Annotated in this window: 18 protein-coding genes; 7 read left to right on the forward strand and 11 right to left on the reverse strand. The window is 63.2% G+C overall.

From position 1 onward, the window contains the following. Positions 1 to 194: 194 nt before the first annotated feature. From FAZ11_RS11255 to FAZ11_RS11290, 8 genes are all read right to left on the reverse strand, one after another. Positions 195 to 1,091, reverse strand: a complete 897-nt coding sequence (locus FAZ11_RS11255; protein WP_058764915.1) for an ABC transporter permease subunit — start codon at positions 1,089 to 1,091, stop codon at positions 195 to 197. Beyond that, on the reverse strand, positions 1,088 to 1,996 hold the full coding sequence (locus tag FAZ11_RS11260) for an ABC transporter permease subunit (protein ID WP_058764913.1): 909 nt from the start codon (positions 1,994 to 1,996) through the stop codon (positions 1,088 to 1,090). The genes FAZ11_RS11255 and FAZ11_RS11260 overlap by 4 nt, the downstream gene beginning before the upstream one ends. Further along, complete coding sequence (potA, locus tag FAZ11_RS11265; protein ID WP_058772401.1) at positions 1,993 to 3,147, reverse strand: polyamine ABC transporter ATP-binding protein; 1,155 nt, start codon at positions 3,145 to 3,147, stop codon at positions 1,993 to 1,995. Before potA ends, FAZ11_RS11260 begins: the two co-directional genes overlap by 4 nt. Before the next feature lie 54 nt (positions 3,148 to 3,201). Continuing rightward, positions 3,202 to 4,242 (reverse strand): polyamine ABC transporter substrate-binding protein, encoded by a 1,041-nt coding sequence (locus tag FAZ11_RS11270; protein ID WP_193557137.1) that lies wholly within the window; start codon positions 4,240 to 4,242, stop codon positions 3,202 to 3,204. A gap of 169 nt (positions 4,243 to 4,411) precedes the next feature. Then, positions 4,412 to 5,512 carry a polyamine ABC transporter substrate-binding protein gene (locus FAZ11_RS11275; RefSeq protein WP_058764907.1) on the reverse strand — a complete coding sequence of 367 codons (1,101 nt, stop codon included), beginning with the start codon at positions 5,510 to 5,512 and terminating at the stop codon, positions 4,412 to 4,414. A 106-nt stretch (positions 5,513 to 5,618) separates the two neighbouring features. Then, a complete protein-coding gene (locus FAZ11_RS11280) occupies positions 5,619 to 6,977 on the reverse strand; it encodes an aspartate aminotransferase family protein (protein WP_058772400.1) in 1,359 nt (452 codons plus the stop codon). 22 nt (positions 6,978 to 6,999) lie between these two features. Continuing rightward, a complete protein-coding gene (locus FAZ11_RS11285) occupies positions 7,000 to 8,358 on the reverse strand; it encodes a glutamine synthetase family protein (protein WP_058764903.1) in 1,359 nt (452 codons plus the stop codon). Positions 8,359 to 8,392: 34 nt separating this feature from the next. Beyond that, positions 8,393 to 9,142, reverse strand: a complete 750-nt coding sequence (locus FAZ11_RS11290; RefSeq protein WP_058772399.1) for a gamma-glutamyl-gamma-aminobutyrate hydrolase family protein — start codon at positions 9,140 to 9,142, stop codon at positions 8,393 to 8,395. A 407-nt stretch (positions 9,143 to 9,549) separates the two neighbouring features. Between FAZ11_RS11290 and FAZ11_RS11295 the strand changes: the two genes are divergently transcribed. Continuing rightward, on the forward strand, positions 9,550 to 10,926 hold the full coding sequence (locus FAZ11_RS11295; protein WP_058764897.1) for a glutamine synthetase family protein: 1,377 nt from the start codon (positions 9,550 to 9,552) through the stop codon (positions 10,924 to 10,926). Between the two features lie 211 nt (positions 10,927 to 11,137). After that, on the forward strand, positions 11,138 to 12,235 hold the full coding sequence (gene aguA, locus FAZ11_RS11300) for an agmatine deiminase (protein ID WP_058772398.1): 1,098 nt from the start codon (positions 11,138 to 11,140) through the stop codon (positions 12,233 to 12,235). Between the two features lie 61 nt (positions 12,236 to 12,296). Here the strand turns inward: aguA and FAZ11_RS11305 are convergent, their stop codons facing one another. The 3 genes from FAZ11_RS11305 to desA form a co-directional block, all read right to left on the reverse strand. Continuing rightward, positions 12,297 to 13,658, reverse strand: coding sequence for an OprD family porin (locus tag FAZ11_RS11305; protein WP_058772397.1), 1,362 nt, complete (start codon positions 13,656 to 13,658; stop codon positions 12,297 to 12,299). Between the two features lie 221 nt (positions 13,659 to 13,879). Continuing rightward, positions 13,880 to 14,857 carry a GGDEF domain-containing protein gene (locus tag FAZ11_RS11310; RefSeq protein ID WP_058764891.1) on the reverse strand — a complete coding sequence of 326 codons (978 nt, stop codon included), beginning with the start codon at positions 14,855 to 14,857 and terminating at the stop codon, positions 13,880 to 13,882. Between the two features lie 114 nt (positions 14,858 to 14,971). Next, the gene (gene desA, locus FAZ11_RS11315) at positions 14,972 to 16,159 is read right to left on the reverse strand and encodes a delta-9 fatty acid desaturase DesA (RefSeq protein ID WP_058772396.1); all 1,188 of its coding nucleotides are present in this window, start codon (positions 16,157 to 16,159) and stop codon (positions 14,972 to 14,974) included. A 251-nt stretch (positions 16,160 to 16,410) separates the two neighbouring features. Here desA and oscA point away from each other — a divergent pair, with 251 nt between their 5' ends. From oscA to FAZ11_RS11340, 5 genes are all read left to right on the forward strand, one after another. Beyond that, positions 16,411 to 16,596, forward strand: coding sequence for a sulfur starvation response protein OscA (gene oscA, locus FAZ11_RS11320; RefSeq protein WP_058772395.1), 186 nt, complete (start codon positions 16,411 to 16,413; stop codon positions 16,594 to 16,596). A 77-nt stretch (positions 16,597 to 16,673) separates the two neighbouring features. Further along, on the forward strand, positions 16,674 to 17,675 hold the full coding sequence (locus FAZ11_RS11325) for a sulfate ABC transporter substrate-binding protein (RefSeq protein ID WP_058772394.1): 1,002 nt from the start codon (positions 16,674 to 16,676) through the stop codon (positions 17,673 to 17,675). Positions 17,676 to 17,780: 105 nt separating this feature from the next. Then, positions 17,781 to 18,593, forward strand: coding sequence for a sulfate ABC transporter permease subunit CysT (gene cysT, locus FAZ11_RS11330; protein ID WP_058764882.1), 813 nt, complete (start codon positions 17,781 to 17,783; stop codon positions 18,591 to 18,593). Positions 18,594 to 18,603: 10 nt separating this feature from the next. Beyond that, positions 18,604 to 19,470, forward strand: a complete 867-nt coding sequence (cysW, locus tag FAZ11_RS11335; RefSeq protein ID WP_058764880.1) for a sulfate ABC transporter permease subunit CysW — start codon at positions 18,604 to 18,606, stop codon at positions 19,468 to 19,470. Between the two features lie 6 nt (positions 19,471 to 19,476). Then, positions 19,477 to 20,445 (forward strand): sulfate/molybdate ABC transporter ATP-binding protein, encoded by a 969-nt coding sequence (locus FAZ11_RS11340; RefSeq protein ID WP_058772393.1) that lies wholly within the window; start codon positions 19,477 to 19,479, stop codon positions 20,443 to 20,445. Positions 20,446 to 20,558: the final 113 nt, after the last annotated feature.

The raw sequence follows: 20,558 nt of genomic DNA on the forward strand, positions 1-20,558 counted from the left end.
TCGAATCTGCCGTTCGGTGCGTACCTGCGACGGCCCTCACCCTAGTCCTCTCCCAGAGGGAGAGGGGATGAAAAGCCACCCCGCTGCTGGCTGGCGGGCAGCGAGGACTGCTGTTTCGAATCTGCCGTTCGGTGCGTACCCGCGACGGCCCTCACCCTAGCCCTCTCCCAGAGGGAGAGGGGTTGAAAGGCCACTCAGCTGTTAGCCGGCGGCGCCGTGAGGGTCGCCGTTTCGCGTTCGCGCTGGGTGATCTCGGAGGCCGTGGCGTCCATGGCTTCCTGCAGGCCCTGCAGCCGCTTCTTCTCGGCACGGCGGGTGAAGTACCAGGCGAAGAAGGTGAACAGCGAGACCGCCAGCAGGATGAGGCTGGCGATGGCGTTGATCTCCGGCTTCACGCCCAGGCGTACGGCAGAGAACACTTCCATCGGCAAGGTGGTCGAGCCGGGACCGGAGACGAAGCTCGCCAACACCAGGTCGTCCAGCGACAGGGCGAAGGACATCATGCCGCCCGCCGCCAGCGAGGGGGCGATCATGGGAATGGTGATCAGCAAGAACACCTTCCACGGCCGCGCGCCCAGGTCCATGGCCGCTTCCTCGATGGACAGGTCCAGCTCGCGCAGGCGCGCCGACACCACCACCGCCACGTAGGACGAGCAGAAGCTGGTGTGGGCGATCCAGATGGTGGCCACGCCACGATCCTGCGGCCAGCCGATCAGTTGCGCCATGGAGACGAACAGCAGCAGCAGCGACAGACCGGTGATCACCTCGGGCATCACCAGCGGCGCCGTCACCATGCCGCCGAACAGGGTGCGACCGCGAAAGCGCGGAATACGGGTCAGCACGAAAGCCGCCAGGGTACCCAGGATCACCGAGGAAATGGCCGTATAGAAGGCGATTTCCAGGGAGCGGAACACGGCGCCCATCAGCTGGCTGTTGTCCACCAGGCCGACGTACCACTTCACCGACCAGCCGCCCCAGACGGTCACCAGGCGCGATTCGTTGAAGGAGTAGATGACCAGGATGACCATCGGCAAGTAGATGAACAGCAGCCCGAGCACCAGCATCAGGTTGGTGAACTTGAGGCCTCTCATAGCTTGCCCTCCAGTTCCTTGGCTTGGTTTCTGTTGAACAGCACGATGGGCACGATGAGGATCAGCAGCATCAACACCGCCAGGGCGGACGCCACCGGCCAGTCGCGATTGTTGAAGAATTCCTGCCAGAGCACCCGGCCGATCATCAGGGTTTCCGGGCCCCCGAGCAGCTCGGGAATGACGAACTCGCCCACCGCCGGGATGAACACCAGCATGCAGCCGGCGATGATGCCGTTCTTCGACAGCGGCACGGTGATCTTCCAGAAGCTGGTGAAGCGGCTGGCGCCCAGGTCCGCCGCGGCTTCCAGCAGGGTCAGGTCGTGCTTCACCAGGTTGGCGAACAGCGGCAGGATCATGAACGGCAGGTAGGAATAGACGATGCCCAGGTACACCGCGAAGTTGGTGTTGAGCATCTGCAGCGGGCTGCTGATGACGCCCAGGCTCATCAGGAAGCTATTGATCAGGCCGTTGGTGGAAAGCAGCCCCATCCAGGCATAGACGCGGATCAGGATCGCCGTCCAGGTCGGCATCATGATCAGCAGCAGCAACACTGTCTGCTTCTCGCGACTGGCCCGGGCGATGGCATAGGCCATGGGATAGCCGATCAGCAGGCAGATCAGGGTGCTTATACCGGCGATCTTCAAAGAGCCGAGATAGGCGTCCAGATACAGCGGATCGCCGGTGAACATCAGGTAGTTGCCGAAGTTGAGCGCAATGTCCAACTGTTGGTCGGCGTAGCTGAACAACTCGGTATAGGGCGGAATGGCCACGTCTGCCAGCGAAAAACTGATCTTGAGCACGATCAGGAACGGCAGCAGGAAGAACAGGAAAAGCCAGACGAAGGGCACGCCGATGGTCAGGCGGCGGCCATCGAGCAGGCGCTTGAGCAAGGGAGGTTTGGTCATGCTTGCAGTACCACGCCGCTGTCGTCTTCCCAGTACACCACTACGGAATCATCCCAGGTGGGTCGCTTGCCGAGGCGCTCGGCGTTGGCAATGAAACACTGGACGATCGGACCGGTAGCGAGCTTGACGTAATACACCGAGTGACCGCCCAGGTAGGCGATATCGTGCACGGTGCCGCTGCACCAGTTGTAGTCAGGGTGTTCATGATCCGCCGGCAGGCTGGTGCCCATCAGCAGCTTCTCCGGCCGTAGCGCGAAGGTGATCTGCTTTTCCTGGGCCCGGGTGCTGATGCCGTGGCCGATGTAGATCGGTCGCTCCAGCTGCGGACTCTGGATGATGGCATGGTCGGCGCCGTCGTCGACCAGCTCGCCGTCGAAGAGGTTGACGCTGCCGATGAACTCGCAGACCAGCCGGCTCGCCGGGGTCTCGTAGATGTCCATGGGGCTGCCCACCTGGGCGATCCAGCCCAGGTGCATGATGGCGATGCGCTCGGCCATGGTCATGGCCTCTTCCTGGTCGTGGGTCACCATCACGCAGGTCACGCCCACGCGCTCGATGATCTCCACCAGTTCCAGCTGCATCTGCGAGCGCAGCTTCTTGTCCAGGGCGCCCATGGGTTCGTCGAGCAAGAGCAGTTTGGGCCGCTTGGCCAGGGAACGTGCCAGGGCCACCCGCTGGCGCTGGCCACCGGAGAGCTGGTGCGGCTTGCGCTTGGCGTACTGGGTCATGTGCACCAGCTTGAGCATCTCGGCCACCCGGGCGTCGATCTCGGCCTTGGGCAGCTTGTCCTGCTTGAGGCCGAAGGCGATGTTCTGCTCCACACTCATGTGCGGGAACAGCGCATAGGACTGGAACATCATGTTGATCGGCCGCTCGTAGGGCGGCATGTCGGTGATGTCCACGCCATCGAGGAAGATGCGGCCCTCGCTGGGTCGCTCGAAGCCGGCCAGCATGCGCAGCAGGGTCGACTTGCCCGAGCCGGAGCCGCCGAGCAAGGCGAAGATCTCGCCCTTGTTGATGGTCAGGGAGACGTCGTCGACCGCGACGGTTTCGTCGAATTTCTTGGTGACCCGGTCGATCTTGACCAGGACTTCCTTGGCTTTCTTGTCGCCGGTGGCGGCTTTCTTGAAGGCACTGGTGGCAGTCGCCATGTACATCTCCCCAGGAAAATCGGGGACCGGCCGGGCCGGTCCGCTTAGCGTTGGTTATTTGCCGGATTTGACCCGCGTCCAGCTACGGGTCTCCAGGCGCAGGATCTGCGGGGGCAGTTCCTTCATGACGTACAGCTTGTCCATCACCGCCTGCGGGGGATAGACCGTTTGGTCCTGCCGCAACTCGGCATTCATCAGCTCGCCCGCCTTGGGATTGGGGTTGGCGTAGCCGACGTAATCACTGACCTTGGCGATCACCTCGGGCTGCAGCAGATAGTTGATGAAGGCATGGGCCTCCTTCACGTTCTGCGCATCCTTGGGGATGGCCAGGAGGTCGAACCAGAGGTTCGCGCCCTCTTTGGGAATCGCGTAGCCGATCTTGACGCCCTTCTTCGCTTCCGCGGCACGCGAACGCGCCTGGAAGACATCGCCGGAATAACCGAAGGCCACGCAGATGTTGCCGTTGGCCAGGTCCGAGATGTACTTGGAAGAATGGAAGTAGGTGATGTACGGCCGCACCTTGAGCAGCTGTGCCTCGGCCTTCTTGTAGTCGTCAGGATTGGTGCTGTTGGGGTCGAGCCCCAGGTATTGCAGTACCGCCGGATAGACCTCGTCGGGCGAATCCATGAAGGAGACGCCGCACTTGCTCAGCTTCTTGAGGTTCTCGGGTTCGAACAGGATGGCCCAGGAATCGAGCTTGTCGGTGCCCAGCGCGGCCTTGACCTTGGCGACATTGTACCCGATCCCGTTGGTACCCCACAGGTAGGGCACGCCGTACTGGTTGCCCGGATCGCTCTTTTCCAGCTGCTTGAGCAGCGCCGGGTCGAGATTCTGCCAGTTCGGCAACTGGCTCTTGTCGAGTTTCTGGAAGGCGCCCGCCTTGATCTGCTTGGCCAGGAAGTTACTGGAAGGCACCACCACGTCGTATCCGGTATGGCCGGCCAGCAGCTTGCCTTCGAGGGTTTCGTTGGAATCGAAGACATCGTAAACCGGCGCGATGCCGGTGGCCTTCTGGAAGTCCTCCAGGGTGGTCTCGCCGATGTAGTCGCTCCAGTTGTAGACGCGCACCGTCGGCTCGGCGACGGCGGTGCCCATGACGGTCAGGGTGGTCACGGCCAGCAGGGTTTTACGCAACGAAAGCACGGGCGGCTCCTTCACTTGATGGCATCGGGGCTGACGCCTTTTTCAGCGGTCCATACAGACGGACGGCACGCCAGAGAGGTCTCCGGCGTGCCGTCCTGTCATCCGCACGCGGCGGCAGACATCACTTGCCGGACTTGATGGTGGTCCAGGTACGAGTCATCAGACGCTGGGTCTTGGCCGGAAGGTCCGGGAAGGCGTACAGCTTGCCCATGGTTTCCGGGGTCGGGTAGATGCCCGGATTGGTGCGGATCTCTTCGGCCACCAGCGGGGTCGCCGCCTTGTTGCCGTTGGGATACTGCACGTAGTCGGTGATCGCGGCGATCACCTTGGGCTCCATGATGTAGTTGAGGAACTTGAGCGCGCCCTCAGGGTTCTCGGCATCCTTCGGAATGGCCATGGTGTCGAAGAAGGTACCGGCGCCTTCCTTGGGAATGTTGTAGGCCACGGTCACGCCGTTCTTGGCGTCGGCCGCGCGAGCCTTGGCCTGGGCGATGTCGCCGGAGTAGCCGACGGCCACGCAGATGTTGCCGTTGGCCAGATCCGAGATGTACTTGGAGCTGTGGAAATAGGTGACGTATGGACGGATCTTGAGGAACAGCGCCTCGGCGGCCTTGATCTCCTTGGGATCCTGGCTATCCGGCTTGTAGCCAAGGTAGTGCAGGCCGGCCGGGATGATCTCGGTGGGCGAATCCAGCATGGCGACACCACAGCCCTTGAGCTTGGACAGGTTCTCGGGCTTGAAGATCAGGTCCCAGGAATCCACCGGGGCGTTGTCGCCCAGCGCGGCCTTGACCTTGGCCGGGTTGTAGCCGATGCCGATGGTGCCCCACAGGTAGGGAATGGCGTACTTGTTGCCCGGGTCGCTGACTTCCAGGGTCTTCATCAGCTGCGGGTCCAGGTTGCCGTAGTTGGACAGCTTGGACTTGTCCAGCGGCTGGTAGACGCCGGCCTTGATCTGCTTGGCCAGGAAGGAGTTGGACGGCACCACCACGTCATAGCCGGAGTGACCGGCCAGCAGCTTGGCTTCCAGGGTCTCGTTGCTGTCGTAGACGTCGTATACCACCTTGATCCCCGACTCCTTCTCGAAGTTGGCGATGGTGTCGGGAGCGATGTAGTCGTTCCAGTTGTAGACGTGCAGAACCTTGGGATCAGCCGCCAGTGCCTGGCCAACGAACAGGCCGGCCAGGCTTAGGGCCAGCAGAGTCTTGCCGAAAACTTTCATGCGGTGGTGCTCCTTGAGTCAGCGTATGGTCTTTTGTTTCGGTGCGCGGCCAGCGCCCGCGCGCAGTCTGGCAAGGTCCGCCGCTCGGCTCAAGCCTTGCAGGCCATCAGCCACGTTCGCGCAGCACCGCATGGGTCTGATCGAGACTCCGGCGAGCCAGGGTGACCAGCTCGTCGATGGACTCGTGGGTGATGACCAAGGGTGGTGCAATGATCATGGTATCGCCCACCGCCCGCATCACCAGACCGTTGCGGAAGCAGTGCTCGCGGCAGAGCATGCCGGCCCCGCCCTCGTAGCGAGTCCGCGTCTGCTTGTCGCGTACCAGCTCCAGCGCGGCGAGCATGCCGACGCCACGGGTCTCTCCCACCAGGGGGTGATCCGCCAGCTCGGCCCAGCGTTTCTGCAAATAGGGTGCCGTGCTACTGCGGACCCGGTCGACGATGCCTTCGTCACGCAGGATGCGAATGTTCTCCAGCGCCACGGCCGCAGCCACCGGATGCCCGGAATAGGTGAAGCCGTGATAGAACTCGCCACCTTCGTCCAGCACCTTGACCACCTCGTCGCGCACCACCACGCCGCCCATGGGCACGTAGCCGGACGTGAGGCCCTTGGCGATGGGCATGAGGTCCGGGGCATTGCCGTAGTACTGGCTGCCGAACCACTCGCCGGTCCGGCCAAAGCCGCAGATGACCTCGTCGGCGATGAAGAGGATGTCGTACTTGGCGAGGATCTGGCGCACCCGCGGCCAGTAGCTCTCCGGCGGAATGACCACCCCACCGGCGCCCTGAATCGGCTCGGCGATGAAGGCGGCGACCCGTTCTTCACCGACTTCGAGGATCTTTTGCTCCAACTGATTGGCCGCCCAGATACCGAACTCCTCCGGGCTCATCTCGCCGCCTTCGCCGAACCAGTAGGGCTGCGGGATGTGCACGATGTCGGGGAGCAGGCCACCCTGCTCGTGCATCGCCGCCATGCCGCCCAGGCTGGCACCCGCCATGGTCGAGCCGTGGTAGCCGTTCCAGCGGCCAATGACCACCCGCTTCTCCGGCTGGCCCTTGATCGCCCAATAATGGCGCACCAGGCGCAGTACGGTGTCGTTGGCTTCCGAGCCCGAGCCGGTGAAGAAGACGTGGTTCATGCCTTCCGGTGCCAGTTCGGCGATGGCCTCGGCCAGTTCCAGCGCCGGCGGGTGGGCGGTCTGGAAGAACAGGTTGTAGTAGGGCAGTTCGCGCATCTGTCGGCTGGCGGCCTCCACCAGTTCCTCACGACCGTAGCCCACGTTGACGCACCACAGCCCGGCCATGCCGTCGAGAATACGCTGGCCGTCACTGTCCCAGAGGTGTACTCCGGAGGCCTTGGTGATGATACGCGCGCCCTTTTCATTGAGCTGGCGGTAGTCGGTGAAGGGCGCCAGCAGATGCCGGCGACTCAGATCCTGCCAATGGGCGGTGGTAAAGGTAGTCACGAAGCCTCTCCTCGGATCGCGCTCAGACGCTGAGCAGCAGGAATTCCCGCTCCCACGAACTGATCACGCGCTTGTAATTCTCGTGTTCGGCGCGCTTCACCGCGACGTAGCCGCGGGTGAAGCGATTGCCCAGATAGCGTTCCAGGGTCGCCGACTGCTCCATGCGCTCCAGGGCCGCTTCCAGGGTCAGCGGCAGGCGCAAGTTGCGCCGCTCGTAACCACGCCCCTGCACCGGCGCGCTCGGCTCCACGCCCTCCGCCATGCCCAGGTAGCCACACAGCAGGCTGGCCGCGAGAGCCAGATAGGGGTTGGCGTCGGCGCCGGCCAGGCGGTTCTCCACACGGCGATTCTGCGGATCGGATTCCGGCACCCGCAGGCCGACGGTACGGTTCTCCTCGCCCCACTCCACATTCACCGGCGCCGAGGTGTCGGGCAGGAAGCGGCGGAAGGAATTGACGTTGGGTGCGAACAGCGGCAACGCCTCGGGGATGTACTTCTGCAAGCCGCCGATGTGGTGCAGGAACAGCTCGCTCATGCTGCCGTCGGGATTGGAGAACACCGTCTTGCCGGTCTTGAGGTCCACCACGCTCTGGTGCAGGTGCATGGCGCTGCCCGGCTCGCCGGTCATGGGCTTGGCCATGAAGGTGGCGGTCACGTTGTGCTTGAGCGCCGCCTCGCGCAGGGTGCGCTTGAAGACGAAGATCTGATCGGCCAGGTGCAGCGGATCGCCATGGCGGAAGTTGATCTCCATCTGGGCGGTGCCTTCCTCGTGGATCAGGGTATCCAGATCCAGCTCCTGGGCCTCGCACCAGTCGTACATGTCTTCGAACAGCGGGTCGAACTCGTTGGCGGCATCGATGGAGAAGGACTGGCGCCCGGTCTCCTGGCGACCGGAGCGACCCACCGGCGGTTGCAAGGGATAGTCGGGGTCGTCGCTGCGCTTGGTCAGGTAGAACTCCATCTCCGGCGCGACGATGGGCTGCCAGCCGCGCTCGGCATAGAGCTTGAGCACCTTCTTGAGCAGATTGCGCGGCGACAGCTCGATAGGGATGCCGCGCTTGTCATAGGTGTCATGGATCACCAGAGCGGTGGGCTCCAGCGCCCAGGGCACCAGGAACACCGCCCGGTCGTCCGGCCGGCAGTGCATGTCGATGTCGGCCGGGTCGAGCAACTCGTAGTAGATGTCGTCATCGACATAGTCGCCGGTCACGCTCTGCAGGAGCACGCTCTCCGGCAGGCGCATCCCCTTTTCGTTGAGGAACTTGGCGGTGGGGGAAATCTTGCCGCGGGCGATACCGGTCAGGTCGGCGACCAGGCATTCCACTTCGGTGATCTTGCGTTCTTTCAACCAGGCGGTCAGCCGGTCAAGCGGGGTGCTCATAAAGACCTCGAAGGTTCGAGCGGGATAGACAGCATCAACGAGCGGCCGCACGCTCCTGGCAAGCGGTGCCGAACGCCTTGAACAAGGCAAGGTACACGGGATGGCTGCGCACCTGCCATTCCGGGTGCCACTGCACGCCGCAGGCGAAGGTACGGGCATCCTTGACCGAAACGGCTTCGATCAGGCCGTCGGGGGCGAGCGCCTCGGCACGCAGGCCAGGCGCGAGGCGGTCGATACCCTGGCCGTGGATGGAATTCACCTCGAAGCGTGCCGGCAGCGCCAGCGCCTCGAACACCCCGCCAGGCTGGACCTCGACTTGATGGTGCAGGCCGTAATGCTCTTCCAGCGTCTCGCCACGCTCGCGGTGATCCATGAAGGGTCCGGCTTCGTGCACCTTCTGGTGCAGGCTACCGCCGAAGGCCACGTTCATCTCTTGGAAACCCCGGCAGATGCCCAGTACCGGAACCCCTGCGGCCACCGCTGCCCGCAGCAGCGGCAGGGTCACGGCATCGCGGGCGGCATCGTGCAGGGTACCGGGCTCGCTGGGAGTCCCTTGGTAGTGGTGGGGCTCGACATTGGACGGCGACCCGGTGAACAGCAAGCCGTCGAGCCGTTCGACCAGGGCCTCGGTGGCAATCAGCTCGGCCAGGGCGGGAATCACCAGGGGCATGCCCTCGGCCCCCTCCACCACGGCCCGCAAATACTTGTCGCCAGCGATGTGAAAGGGATGCAGACCGAGTTGCTTGGTACAGGCTGTAACACCGATGAGCGGCAGCGCAGGCATGGGACACCGGGGGTGATCGGGGATCATCCGAGCCTAGTCTTGTTCGTTTTTTTTCACAACCACCGGCAAAAACTTTCGAGATTCTGCACAGACCCGCCCAAATGCCCCCTATTCCAAGCCGGAAAATGCGCCAAAAATAGGCACCTCCGCACCACCCGCGGGCACACCTGCCTCCAGTTGACTTTGGCCTGCCTTTCGGATTGACTCCAGTGTGGTAACTCCGCTGATTGATATTTTTAACAGGGGCGCTGGCAAAGCGTCGGAGCGCAGGCGAGACCGTACTCTCAGGTCGCTGTCGGATCGACAGCGGGCACTCGTGCCCTCACTGCGGTTGGCCCACTGGGCAAACAGGCGCGTCAGGCGCTAACCGTTTTGTCGAGCGCAGCCAAAAGCAAAGGTGTTTCATCATGTCGGTACCCCCGCGTGCCGTTCGTTTGGATGAAGCGACCGACTTCCTCAGGGAACATCCTGAGGTCCAGTTCGTCGATCTTCTGATTGCGGATATGAATGGCGTGGTGCGTGGTAAACGCATCGAGCGCAACAATCTGCCCAAAGTCTTCGAGAAAGGAATCAACCTCCCCGCTTCGCTCTTCGCCCTCGATATCACCGGCTCCACCGTCGAAAGCACCGGCCTCGGGCTCGACATCGGCGACGCCGACCGCGTCTGCTTCCCCATCACCGGCACCCTCTCCATGGAGCCCTGGCAGAAGCGCCCCACCGCGCAACTGCTGATGACCATGCACGAGATGGAAGGCGAGCCCTTCTTCGCCGACCCCCGTGAGGTCCTCCGCCAGGTCGTCCAACGCTTCGACGAACTCGGTCTCACCGTCTGCGCCGCCTTCGAGCTGGAGTTCTATCTGATCGATCAGGAGAACATCAACGGCCGCCCGCAGCCGCCGCGCTCGCCCATCTCCGGCAAGCGGCCCCAGTCGGTCCAGGTCTATTCCATGGACGATCTGGACGAATACGCCGACTGCCTGCAGGACATCATCGACGGCGCCCGCGCCCAGGGTATTCCGGCCGACGCCATCGTCGCCGAATCCGCGCCGGCCCAGTTCGAGGTCAACCTCAACCACGTTGCCGATCCGATCAAGGCCTGCGACTACGCCGTGCTGCTCAAGCGCCTGATCAAGAACGTCGCCTACGACCATGAGATGGACACCACCTTCATGGCCAAGCCCTACCCGGGCCAGGCAGGCAATGGCTTGCACGTGCACATTTCCCTGCTGGACAAGGATGGCCATAACATCTTTGCCGGCGAGGATCCCGAGCAGAACGCCGCGTTGCGTCACGCCATCGGCGGTGTGCTCGAGACCCTACCGGCCTGCATGGCCTTCCTCTGCCCCAACGTGAACAGCTATCGCCGCTTCGGCTCGCAGTTCTTCGTGCCCAATGCCCCGAGTTGGGGCCTGGACAACCGCACCACCGCCCTGCGCGTGCCTACCGGTACACCGGAAGCGCACCGCATCGAGCACCGGGTAGCAGGCGCCGACGCCAATCCCTACCTGCTGCTGGCTGGCGTCCTCGCCGGCGTCCACCACGGCATCACGCGGCAGATCGAGCCCGGCCCGGTCACCGAGGGCAACTCCTACGAGCAGCACGAGCAGAGCCTGCCGAACAACCTGCGCGATGCCCTGCGCTACCTGGACGACAGCTCGGTGATGGCCGAATACATCGATCCCAAGTACATCGACATCTTCGTCGCCTGCAAGGAACACGAGCTGGAGGAGTTCGAGCACTCCATCTCCGACCTCGAGTACAACTGGTACCTGCACACCGTCTAAGCGGGACTGCCGACCGGTTTCGCACCGGTCGGCCGTTGTCTCCGCCCGATACGGCCGCCTGCTCGCCTGACGCTCCTAGCTCCATAGGAGATAGACTGCGCCTCTCGAATACCCATGCAGCACCCGCCGCAGCCCTCGTGCTTCACAGCCGAGGCGTCTGCCGGCCCTGCCCTTTTCAGCCCACGAAGACTCTGGACGGAGAGCCTCGCCCATGACCACCCTCACCACGCCGCGCGCCGACGGCTTCCATATGCCGGCCGAATGGGCCGATCAGTGCCAGATCTGGATGATCTGGCCCGAGCGCCCGGACAACTGGCGCCTGGGTGGCAAGCCTGCCCAGGCGGCCTTCACCGCGGTCGCCCAGGCCATCGCTCGCTTCGAGCCGGTCACCGTCGGCGCCTCTGCGGGCCAATACGAGAATGCCCGCGCGCGCTTGCAGCACCCGAACATCCGCGTGGTGGAGATCAGCAACGATGACGCCTGGTGCCGCGACACCGGCCCCACCTTCGTCAGCGACGGCCAGGGCGGCGTACGGGGCGTGGATTGGAGCTTCAACGCCTGGGGCGGCCTGGACGGCGGCCTCTACTTCCCCTGGCAGCGCGACGACCAGGTGGCGGGCAAGATCCTGGCGATCGAGAACCTGCCGGGCTATCGCACGCCGGACTTCGTCCTGGAAGGCGGCTCCATCCACGTGGATGGCGAAGGCACCCTGATCACCACCGAGGAATGCCTGCTCAACCCCAACCGCAATCCGCATCTGGATCGCCAGCAGATCGAGCGCTACCTGAGCGACTACCTGGCGGTGGACAAGGTCATCTGGCTGCCTCACGGCCTCTACAACGACGAGACTAATGGCCACGTGGACAACTTCTGCTGCTACGTGCGGCCGGGTGAGGTGCTGCTGAGCTGGTGTGACGATGAAGCAGACCCGAATTACAGCCGCTGCCGCGAAGCGCTGGCCGTGCTGGAGCGCGAGACCGACGCCCGCGGTCGTGCCTTCAAGGTGCACCGGATCGTCACCCCCGGCCCGCTGTTCGCCAGCGAGGAAGAGTGCCGCGACGTGGATGCCTGCCTGGGTACCCAGCCACGCCGCGCCGGTGAGCGCCTGGCGGCCTCCTACGTCAACTTCCTGATCGTCAACGGCGGCATCATCGCCCCGACCTTCGACGTCCCCGAGGATGCCGAGGCCCTGCGCACCCTGCAGGCCTGCTTCCCGGAGCACGAGGTGGTGCAGGTACCCGGCCGCGAGATCCTGCTGGGCGGTGGCAACATCCACTGCATCACCCAACAGCAGCCGACCGGCCGCTGATTTTCCGGCGCCAACGGAAAAGCCCGTCTCGCGACGGGCTTTTTCTTGACCTGGACGCGGCTTAGAGCAGCGGCAGGGTGTAGCTGACGATCAGACGGTTTTCGTCCTGGTCACGCTGGCTGGCGGCCGGCAGATCGGTACGGTACATCGCGTTACGCCAGGTGAAGCCCAGACCTTTCAGCTGGCCTTCCGGAATGACGTAGCTGACGGTCAGGTCACGTTCCCACTCCATGGAATCACCGGCAGCGGTACGGATGTTGTCGCCACGCTGGTAGATGACGCCAGCAGTCAGGCCCTTCGCGCCCAGCTGACCGAAGTCATAGGAGTAGCGAGCCTGCCAGGTGTCTTCGCCGGAACGGGTGAAGTTGGCGATCTGGATATCGGTAATGGTGTAGGTCGAAGCTCCACCCGCCTCGTTCAGATACGGGAAGTTGCTCTTGCCATTGGTGCTCTGGTAGCCCAGGCCCAGGGTGTGACCGTAGATGGAGTAGGTGAACAGGCCGCTGTAGAGACGGTTATCCACTTCGCCACGGGTACGGCCAGCGCCATAGTAGCCAGAGGCACCATAGAGGGCGCCCTGGGTGTCGGCATCCTTGTTGTCGCCGTTACCCTTGCTATTGAAATAGCGCAGGTCGGTCTTGAAGGTGCCGTCGCCCAGCTTGACGTTGTGGGTCAAGCCCAGGAAGTGCTGGTTGTAGAAGTCTTCCAGCTGACCGAAGTAGTACTGCAGGGTCAGGTCTTTGGTGACCTTGTAGTCACCGCCGACGAAGTTGAACTTGTTGCTGTCACGCGCAGTGGAACCGCTGTTGGAGCCGGCGATGGACAGCTGGTCCTGATCGGTGGAGTTACGGTTCTTGGCGCTCTGCAATTGGCCGGCGGTCAGGGTCAGGTCCTTGATGTCCTTGGAGGTGACCTGGGCGCCTTGGTAGGTCTGGGGCAGCAGACGACCATCGTTGGAAACCGCGATCGGCAGCTTGGGCAGCAGAGTACCGTAGCGGAATTCGGTTTCGGAGATCTTCATCTTGGCGGTAGCGCCCAGGCTGGAGAACTCGTCGACGGAGCTGTTGTCAGTTTCGCGCGGGAACATGGTACCCGGCTGAGTGGAGTTGGTGGCACGACCCGCATGGCCTTTGCCGTCCAGACGAATGCCCAGCATGCCGATGGCGTCAACGCCGAAACCAACGGTGCCCTGGGTGAAGCCAGACTGATAGTTCAGCAGGAAGCCCTGGCCCCACTCCTCGACCTTGGAGGGGTTACGAGCGGCGTAGGACGCCTCGTTGCGGTTGTCGTTGTTGTAATAGAAGTTGCGCAGGCTCAGGGTGGCTTTGCTGTCTTCAACGAAACCGGCAGCGTGGGATGCGGCAACCAGGGACAGGTTCAGGCAGGCCGCGGATACCGCGACCACCAGGGGCTTCTTGACCATATGTGCTCCAGGGGTAAATCGTTGTTATGCAACCACCAGAGGTGTCAGCGCCTGCTGGTGATATGCCCGACGGGCGATGCGGAAGGGAAAGCTAGAGGGCTTTTGTTTCAATTTGAGGAATTGTCCGCGCCTGATCGACTTTTCTACGCCGCGATCTGGAGCACGGTCCCCCCGCCACTGTCTTCCACGTTGCGAAAGCTAATTGCAAAAAAGCATTTCGTCTAGCCGTGAACGATCTGATCTTTACCCTGACGTTTAGCCTGGTACATGGCTTCATCTGCGCGTACGTAGAGGGTATCCAGGGATACATCCCCCTCCCGCAGCACGGCTAAACCCTGACTGATGGTTACTTTCAGTGGACCGTCGGTCGTAGGCACGGCCAGCTGTCGAACCGCCCGCTGTAGACGGCTTCCGATCTGTAGCGCGAGGTCGGCATCGCAGCCGGGCAGCAGCAGTGCGAATTCCTCGCCGCCGATGCGCCCGAAGAGGTCACCGCGACGGGTTGTCTGAACGCCACATTCGGCAACACGCTGCAACACCTGATCGCCCATCTGGTGGCCGAAGCGGTCGTTGATCTTCTTGAAATCATCGATATCGAGCAGCAGGAAAGCCAGCGGCTCCCCTTCGCTCTGGGCGAACTCGAAGGCGCGTTGCGCGCTTTCGAAGAAATGCCGGCGGTTGCTGCTGCGGGTCAGCACATCGGTGGTGGCCAGCCGCTGCAACTCTTCTTCCATGCGTTTCTTGTCGGTGATGTCTTCGGCGATGCCCACTACCAGCAGCGGCATGCCCGCTTCACTGCGCTGGCTGACGAAGCATTTGTCGCTGAGCCAACGGATCTCGCCATCGGCACGAATGATGCGGTACTCACGCGATTCGACGGCGCCCTGCTCGATTACCTGCTCCAGGGTGCGCTGGGCATATTCGAGGTCGTCGGGGTAGATGTTGTTGAGCCAGGTACTGTAGTCGCTCAGTACCAGGGACTGGGAGCGACCGAAGATCTGGGCGTAGGCGGGGCTGACGTAGATGATCTGGCGGGTGCGCCAATCCAGGGCCCAGAGCACCGCGTTGACGCTCTCCAGGAGGGCGCTGAAGAGCTGTTCGCGATCTCGCAGGCGGTCGGCCTCGGCCCGCGAATGCAGAAGTGCCAGAAGATTCTCTTCGGGAGTGGGAAGAGCGGACAGCGAAGGTTGTTCATCCATATACAGGTGCGCCTAGAGCGGGGTCCTAAAGGCGTTAGAGACCGTCAGGACCAGCCAGGTTCAATCCGTACTAGGGGTAGCCCACCGGCTCGGTGGGCTTTTGTGAAACCCTTCTCAGGCGGTACCGGCGGGCCGCAAAGAGTAGGTCTTCAACTGCTCGGCGAACTCACGCAGGGAGTGGATGCCACTGGCCTCGGCCTCGCCGATCCACTGCCGGGTCGCCGCCAGCATATCGTGCCCGTTGGCACTGGTCCGCGCCCAGATCTGCTGCAGCGCCAGGCGCTTCTCGTAGATCAGTTTCAGCGTCTGGCTGTGCTCGAGCAATTCGTCGATCCGTACCTTGTGCCGGGTCTTGAGCAGGCTGGTCTCACGTGCCAGCAGGCTACGAGCGCGACGGAACAGCGGACGCTGGGAAGGAGCGGCACTCACCCGTTCCTGGCGCAGCAGCGGGCCGATTACCTGCTTGCGGTACTGCGCCATGATCTGGAAGCGGTTGTTGAGGATGGCCATGGCGGTGTCCATGTCCAGTTGACCCTTGCCCTCGACGCGGTGGGCGATGGGCGCGATGCGGTTGACCTTGGCCAGACGCAGCCAGGTGAACAGCTTGATCCAGGCCCAGCCCATGTCGAATTCCCAACGCTTGACCGACAGCTTGGCCGAGTTGGGATAGGTGTGGTGGTTATTGTGCAGCTCTTCGCCGCCGATGAGGATGCCCCAGGGCACCAGGTTGGTCGCGGCGTCGCGGCACTCGAAGTTGCGATAGCCCAGGGCATGGCCCAGGCCATTGACCACCCCGGCGGCCCAGAACGGAATCCAGATCATCTGGACCGCCCAGACCGTCAGGCCCAGCGCGCCGAACAGGGCCAGGTCGATCAGCAGCATCAGACCGACGCCTAGGTTGCGATGACGGGAATAGAGATTGCGCTCGACCCAGTCGTCCGGGCAGTTCTTGCCATAGATGCGCAGGGTCTCGGCGTTGCTCGCCTCGGCCTTGTACAGCTCGGCCCCCTTGCGCATCACGGTACTCAGCCCCTTGTGCACCGGGCTGTGGGGATCGTCTTCGGTTTCGCACTTGGCGTGGTGCTTGCGGTGGATGGCGGTCCACTCGCGGGTATTCATGGCGGTGGTCAACCACAGCCAGAAGCGGAACGCGTGCTTAAGGGCGGGATGCAACTCCAGCGACCGATGCGCGGAGTAGCGATGTAGGTAGACGGTGACGCTGACGATGGTCAGGTGAGTCAGTACCAGGGTGACCACCACCAATTGCCAGACCGTCAGGTCGAGCAGGCCGTTATAGCTCATGGACGCAGAGGACCTCGCGCGAGATGTGTAGTGCGGCTGCCACGAAAAGTTCAGTGAACAGGCGTTCGCGCATTATTGCCGGGGTAGAGGAGAAATCCACCCCCACCTTTTGCTACACGGCATGTCCTTCACAGACAGCTAATTCCATAACCGAATAAACAAAGCATTATTAGCAATTTTAAGAAATAACAACCGCCCTCCTATGATGGCGCCACCTTTCCTCCCACCCCCTCACCCGAGGACGCCCGCCCATGAGCTCCGTTCCGTTCCGCAGCCTGGAAAACCAGGACGAAACCGCACTGCTCCGCGATATTCAGCAGGCCTTGCGTGGCCTCAGGTTCGGCGCGATCGAGATCACCGTGCACAACGGCCAGGTGGTACAGATCGAGCGCAAGGAAAAATTCCGGCCCCAGACCGGCCAATCAAATAAGCACTGAGTTCACGAGGTCAGCGGACGAGCGGGCAAGACGCCCGCCAGACGGTGTCCGGATTTCTCACTTCAAGGAGCGCTTCCATGTCCATTCGCCGTTTCGCCCTGGCTGCCCTGGCCGGTGCCCTCTTCGCCAGTTCGGCCCACGCCGTCGAATTGCTCAACGTGTCCTACGATCCGACCCGCGAGCTCTATCAGCAATACAACGCGGCCTTCATCAAGCACTGGAAGGCGGAAACCGGCGAGGATCTGACCATCAACACCTCTCATGGTGGCTCGGGCAAGCAGGCGCGCTCGGTGATCGATGGCCTGCAGGCCGACGTGGTGACCCTGGCGCTGTCCGGTGACATCGACGCCTTGAACACGCACGGGCAACTGATCGATCCGAACTGGCAGCAGCGCCTGCCGGACAACAGCACGCCCTATACCTCGACCATCGTCTTCCTGGTGCGCAAGGGTAATCCGAAGCACATCAAGGACTGGGACGATCTGGTGAAAAAGGGCGTCGAAGTCATCACGCCCAATCCCAAGACCTCCGGCGGCGCACGCTGGAATTTCCTCGCCGCCTGGGCCTACGCCAAGACCCGGTACGGCAGCGATGCCGAGGCACTCAAGTTCGTCACCGAGCTGTACCGACACGCGCCGGTGCTGGATACCGGCGCGCGCGGCGCCACCATCAGTTTCGTGCAGCGCCAGCTCGGCGATGTGCTGATCGCCTGGGAGAACGAAGCCTATCTCGCCCTCAAGGAAGAAGGTGGCGACCAGCTGGAAATCGTCACCCCGTCCCTGTCGATCCTCGCCGAGCCGCCGGTGGCCTGGGTGGACAAGGTGGTCGAACGCAAAGGCACCCTCAAGCAGGCCAAGGCCTATCTGGAGTACCTCTATAGCCCCGAAGGGCAGCGGATCGCCGCGCAGAACTTCTATCGTCCCCGCGATCCCAAGGTGGCCGCGGAATTCAAGGACCAGTTCAAGCCGGTGAAGCTGGTGACCATCGAACAGGAGTTCGGTGGCTGGAAGTCGGCTCAGCCGAAGTACTTCGCCGACGGCGGCGTGTTCGACAAGATCTTTACCGAGATCAACCAGTAAGGCTCTAGCCGGGACGGCTCACGCTGACCGGCCCGGAACAGGTATCGTTCCCCCCTCTACGCCCTGGCGAAGGCATCGCCGGGGCGCCTTGCAGAAGGACGTCTCATGTCTCGCCGTCTCTCCCCGGTCATACCCGGCTTCGGGTTGACCCTGGGATTCACCCTGAGCTACCTGGCGCTGATCGTCTTGATCCCGCTGGGTGCCATGTTCCTCCATGCCAGCCAACTGACCCTCGGGCAGTTCTGGTCGCTGATCACCGGACGCCAGGTACTGGCCGCCCTGCAGCTGTCCTTTGGTACCGCCCTGCTGGCGGCCTTCATCAACGGCATCCTGGGCACCCTGCTGGCCTGGGTGCTGGTGCGCTATGAGTTTCCCGGACGCAAGCTGATCGACGCCATGGTCGATCTGCCCTTCGCCCTGCCCACCGCGGTGGCCGGTATCGCCCTGACGGCGCTCTATGCACCCAATGGACTGATCGGTTCGCTGTTTCCCTTCAAGATCGCCTACACCCCCATAGGTATCACCCTGGCGCTGATCTTCGTCACCCTGCCCTTCGTGGTACGCACCCTGCAGCCGGTGCTGGCGGACATCCCCAAGGAAATCGAGGAAGCCGCCACCTGCCTGGGCGCCCGGCCCTGGCAGGTGTTCCGCTACGTGCTGGTGCCGACCCTGCTGCCGGCCTGGCTGACCGGCTTCGCCCTGGCCTTCGCCCGGGGCGTGGGCGAGTACGGCTCGGTGGTGTTCATCGCCGGCAACATCCCCTTCAAGACCGAGATCCTGCCGCTGCTCATCGTCTCCAAGCTGGACCAGTACGACTACACCGGTGCCACCGGCATCGGGGTGTTCATGCTGCTGGTGTCCTTCGTCATGCTGCTGCTGATCAATCTGCTGCAGCGCCGCATCCAGCCCAACATCTAAGGACGTACGCATGAGCCTCACGAGTTCGACCAAAGCCGATGCGCGGGCCCGGGTGCAGCGCACGCCGGTGGCCATCGCCCTGATCGCCAGCGCCTGGCTGATTTTCCTGCTGATCCTGGTGCTGCCGCTATACATGGTGCTGACCCAGGGCCTGGCCGAGGGCCTGGGCGTCTTCTGGGACGCCATCAGCGAGCCGGATGCGATCTCGGCGCTGAAGCTGACGCTGCTCGCCACCGCCATCTCGGTGCCGCTGAACCTGGTGTTCGGCCTGGCCGCGGCCTGGTGCGTGACCAAGTTCGAGTTCACCGGCAAGAGCCTGCTGATCACCCTGATCGACCTGCCCTTCTCGGTCTCGCCAGTGATCGCCGGCCTCATCTACGTGCTGCTGTTCGGCGCCCAGGGGCTGCTGGGTCCCTACCTGCAGAGCGTCAATGTGCAGATCGTCTTCGCCGTGCCCGGCATCGTGCTGGCGACCATCTTCGTCACCTTCCCCTATGTAGCCCGCGAGCTGATCCCGCTGATGCAGGAACAGGGCACCCAGGAGGAAGAGGCCGCCCGCCTGCTGGGCGCCAGTGGCTGGCAGCTGTTCTGGCACGTGACCCTGCCCAACGTGAAGTGGGCGCTGATCTACGGGGTGGTGCTGTGCACCGCACGGGCCATGGGTGAGTTCGGCGCGGTGTCGGTGGTCTCCGGGCATATCCGCGGCCTGACCAATACCCTGCCGCTGCACATCGAGATTCTCTACAACGAATACAACATCGTCGCCGCCTTCAGCGTGGCGATCCTGCTGCTGATGATGGCCCTGGTGATCCTGCTGCTGCGGCAGTGGAGCGAAAGCCACCTGAGCCGTGAACTCCAGCACCGTGATGAGGAATAAAACGCCATGAGCATCGAGATCCAGGGTATCAACAAGAGGTTCGGCGCCTTCCAGGCGCTCAAGGACATCAACCTGCACATCGAGAGCGGCGAGCTGGTCGCCCTGCTCGGCCCGTCCGGCTGCGGCAAGACCACCCTGCTGCGCATCATCGCCGGTCTGGAATCGCCGGACACCGGCAACATCGGCTTCTATGGCGAGGACGTCTCCCGCCGCGACGTGCGCGATCGCAACGTCGGTTTCGTCTTCCAGCACTATGCGCTGTTCCGCCACATGACGGTGTTCGACAACGTGGCCTTCGGCCTGCGCATGAAGCCACGCCGCGAACGGCCGAGCGAGGCGCAGATCGCCAGCAAGGTGCATGAACTGCTGAACATGGTGCAGCTCGACTGGCTGGCAGACCGCTATCCGGAGCAGCTCTCCGGCGGTCAACGCCAGCGTATCGCCCTGGCCCGCGCCCTGGCGGTGGAACCCAAGATCCTGTTGCTCGACGAGCCCTTCGGTGCGCTGGATGCCAAGGTACGCAAGGAACTGCGCCGCTGGCTGGCCAGGCTGCACGACGAGATCCACCTGACCTCGGTGTTCGTCACCCACGACCAGGAGGAAGCCATGGAAGTGGCGGATCGCATCGTGGTGATGAACAAGGGGCAGATCGAGCAGGTCGGTTCGCCCGGCGAGGTCTACGAGCAACCGGCGAGCGACTTCGTCTATCACTTCCTCGGCGACTCCAACCGCCTGGCGCTGGGCGAGCAGGAGGTACTGTTCCGACCCCACGAGGTGGAACTGGAGCGCGAGGCGCGGCCCGGCTATCACGCCGCCGAGGTCCGCGATATCCGCCCGCTGGGCGCCATCACCCGGGTGACCCTGCGGGTGCCGGAGCAGGCTGAAATGATCGAGGTGGAGTTGGTCAAGGATCATCCGGCGCTGATCGGACTGCAACGCGGCACGCCGCTGCACTTCCTGCCGCGTACGCCTTGAGCGGCACCTTCGGTCGGCTGCGACCAAAGTCGTAGCCGATATATCAGACAACCATTGCAACCTCTGGAAAACTGGCTCCATGATCGCGACGTCGAAATCCATCACGGTTTCGG

The organism is Pseudomonas rhizoryzae (assembly GCF_005250615.1).
GTDB lineage: Bacteria > Pseudomonadota > Gammaproteobacteria > Pseudomonadales > Pseudomonadaceae > Chryseomonas > Chryseomonas rhizoryzae.

Bases quoted from the DNA above. Each gene is read 5' to 3' on its own strand.
- FAZ11_RS11290 (WP_058772399.1), bottom strand. From the start codon at position 9,142: ATGCCTGCGCTGCCGCTCATCGGTGTTACAGCCTGTACCAAGCAACTC.
- cysT (WP_058764882.1), top strand. From the start codon at position 17,781: ATGTCTCGCCGTCTCTCCCCGGTCATACCCGGCTTCGGGTTGACCCTG.
- FAZ11_RS11325 (WP_058772394.1), top strand. From the start codon at position 16,674: ATGTCCATTCGCCGTTTCGCCCTGGCTGCCCTGGCCGGTGCCCTCTTC.
- oscA (WP_058772395.1), top strand. From the start codon at position 16,411: ATGAGCTCCGTTCCGTTCCGCAGCCTGGAAAACCAGGACGAAACCGCA.
- FAZ11_RS11340 (WP_058772393.1), top strand. From the start codon at position 19,477: ATGAGCATCGAGATCCAGGGTATCAACAAGAGGTTCGGCGCCTTCCAG.
- FAZ11_RS11310 (WP_058764891.1), bottom strand. From the start codon at position 14,857: ATGGATGAACAACCTTCGCTGTCCGCTCTTCCCACTCCCGAAGAGAAT.
- FAZ11_RS11275 (WP_058764907.1), bottom strand. From the start codon at position 5,512: ATGAAAGTTTTCGGCAAGACTCTGCTGGCCCTAAGCCTGGCCGGCCTG.
- aguA (WP_058772398.1), top strand. From the start codon at position 11,138: ATGACCACCCTCACCACGCCGCGCGCCGACGGCTTCCATATGCCGGCC.
- FAZ11_RS11270 (WP_193557137.1), bottom strand. From the start codon at position 4,242: ATGGGCACCGCCGTCGCCGAGCCGACGGTGCGCGTCTACAACTGGAGC.
- desA (WP_058772396.1), bottom strand. From the start codon at position 16,159: ATGAGCTATAACGGCCTGCTCGACCTGACGGTCTGGCAATTGGTGGTG.
- FAZ11_RS11285 (WP_058764903.1), bottom strand. From the start codon at position 8,358: ATGAGCACCCCGCTTGACCGGCTGACCGCCTGGTTGAAAGAACGCAAG.
- FAZ11_RS11255 (WP_058764915.1), bottom strand. From the start codon at position 1,091: ATGAGAGGCCTCAAGTTCACCAACCTGATGCTGGTGCTCGGGCTGCTG.
- cysW (WP_058764880.1), top strand. From the start codon at position 18,604: ATGAGCCTCACGAGTTCGACCAAAGCCGATGCGCGGGCCCGGGTGCAG.
- FAZ11_RS11295 (WP_058764897.1), top strand. From the start codon at position 9,550: ATGTCGGTACCCCCGCGTGCCGTTCGTTTGGATGAAGCGACCGACTTC.
- potA (WP_058772401.1), bottom strand. From the start codon at position 3,147: ATGGCGACTGCCACCAGTGCCTTCAAGAAAGCCGCCACCGGCGACAAG.
- FAZ11_RS11260 (WP_058764913.1), bottom strand. From the start codon at position 1,996: ATGACCAAACCTCCCTTGCTCAAGCGCCTGCTCGATGGCCGCCGCCTG.
- FAZ11_RS11305 (WP_058772397.1), bottom strand. From the start codon at position 13,658: ATGGTCAAGAAGCCCCTGGTGGTCGCGGTATCCGCGGCCTGCCTGAAC.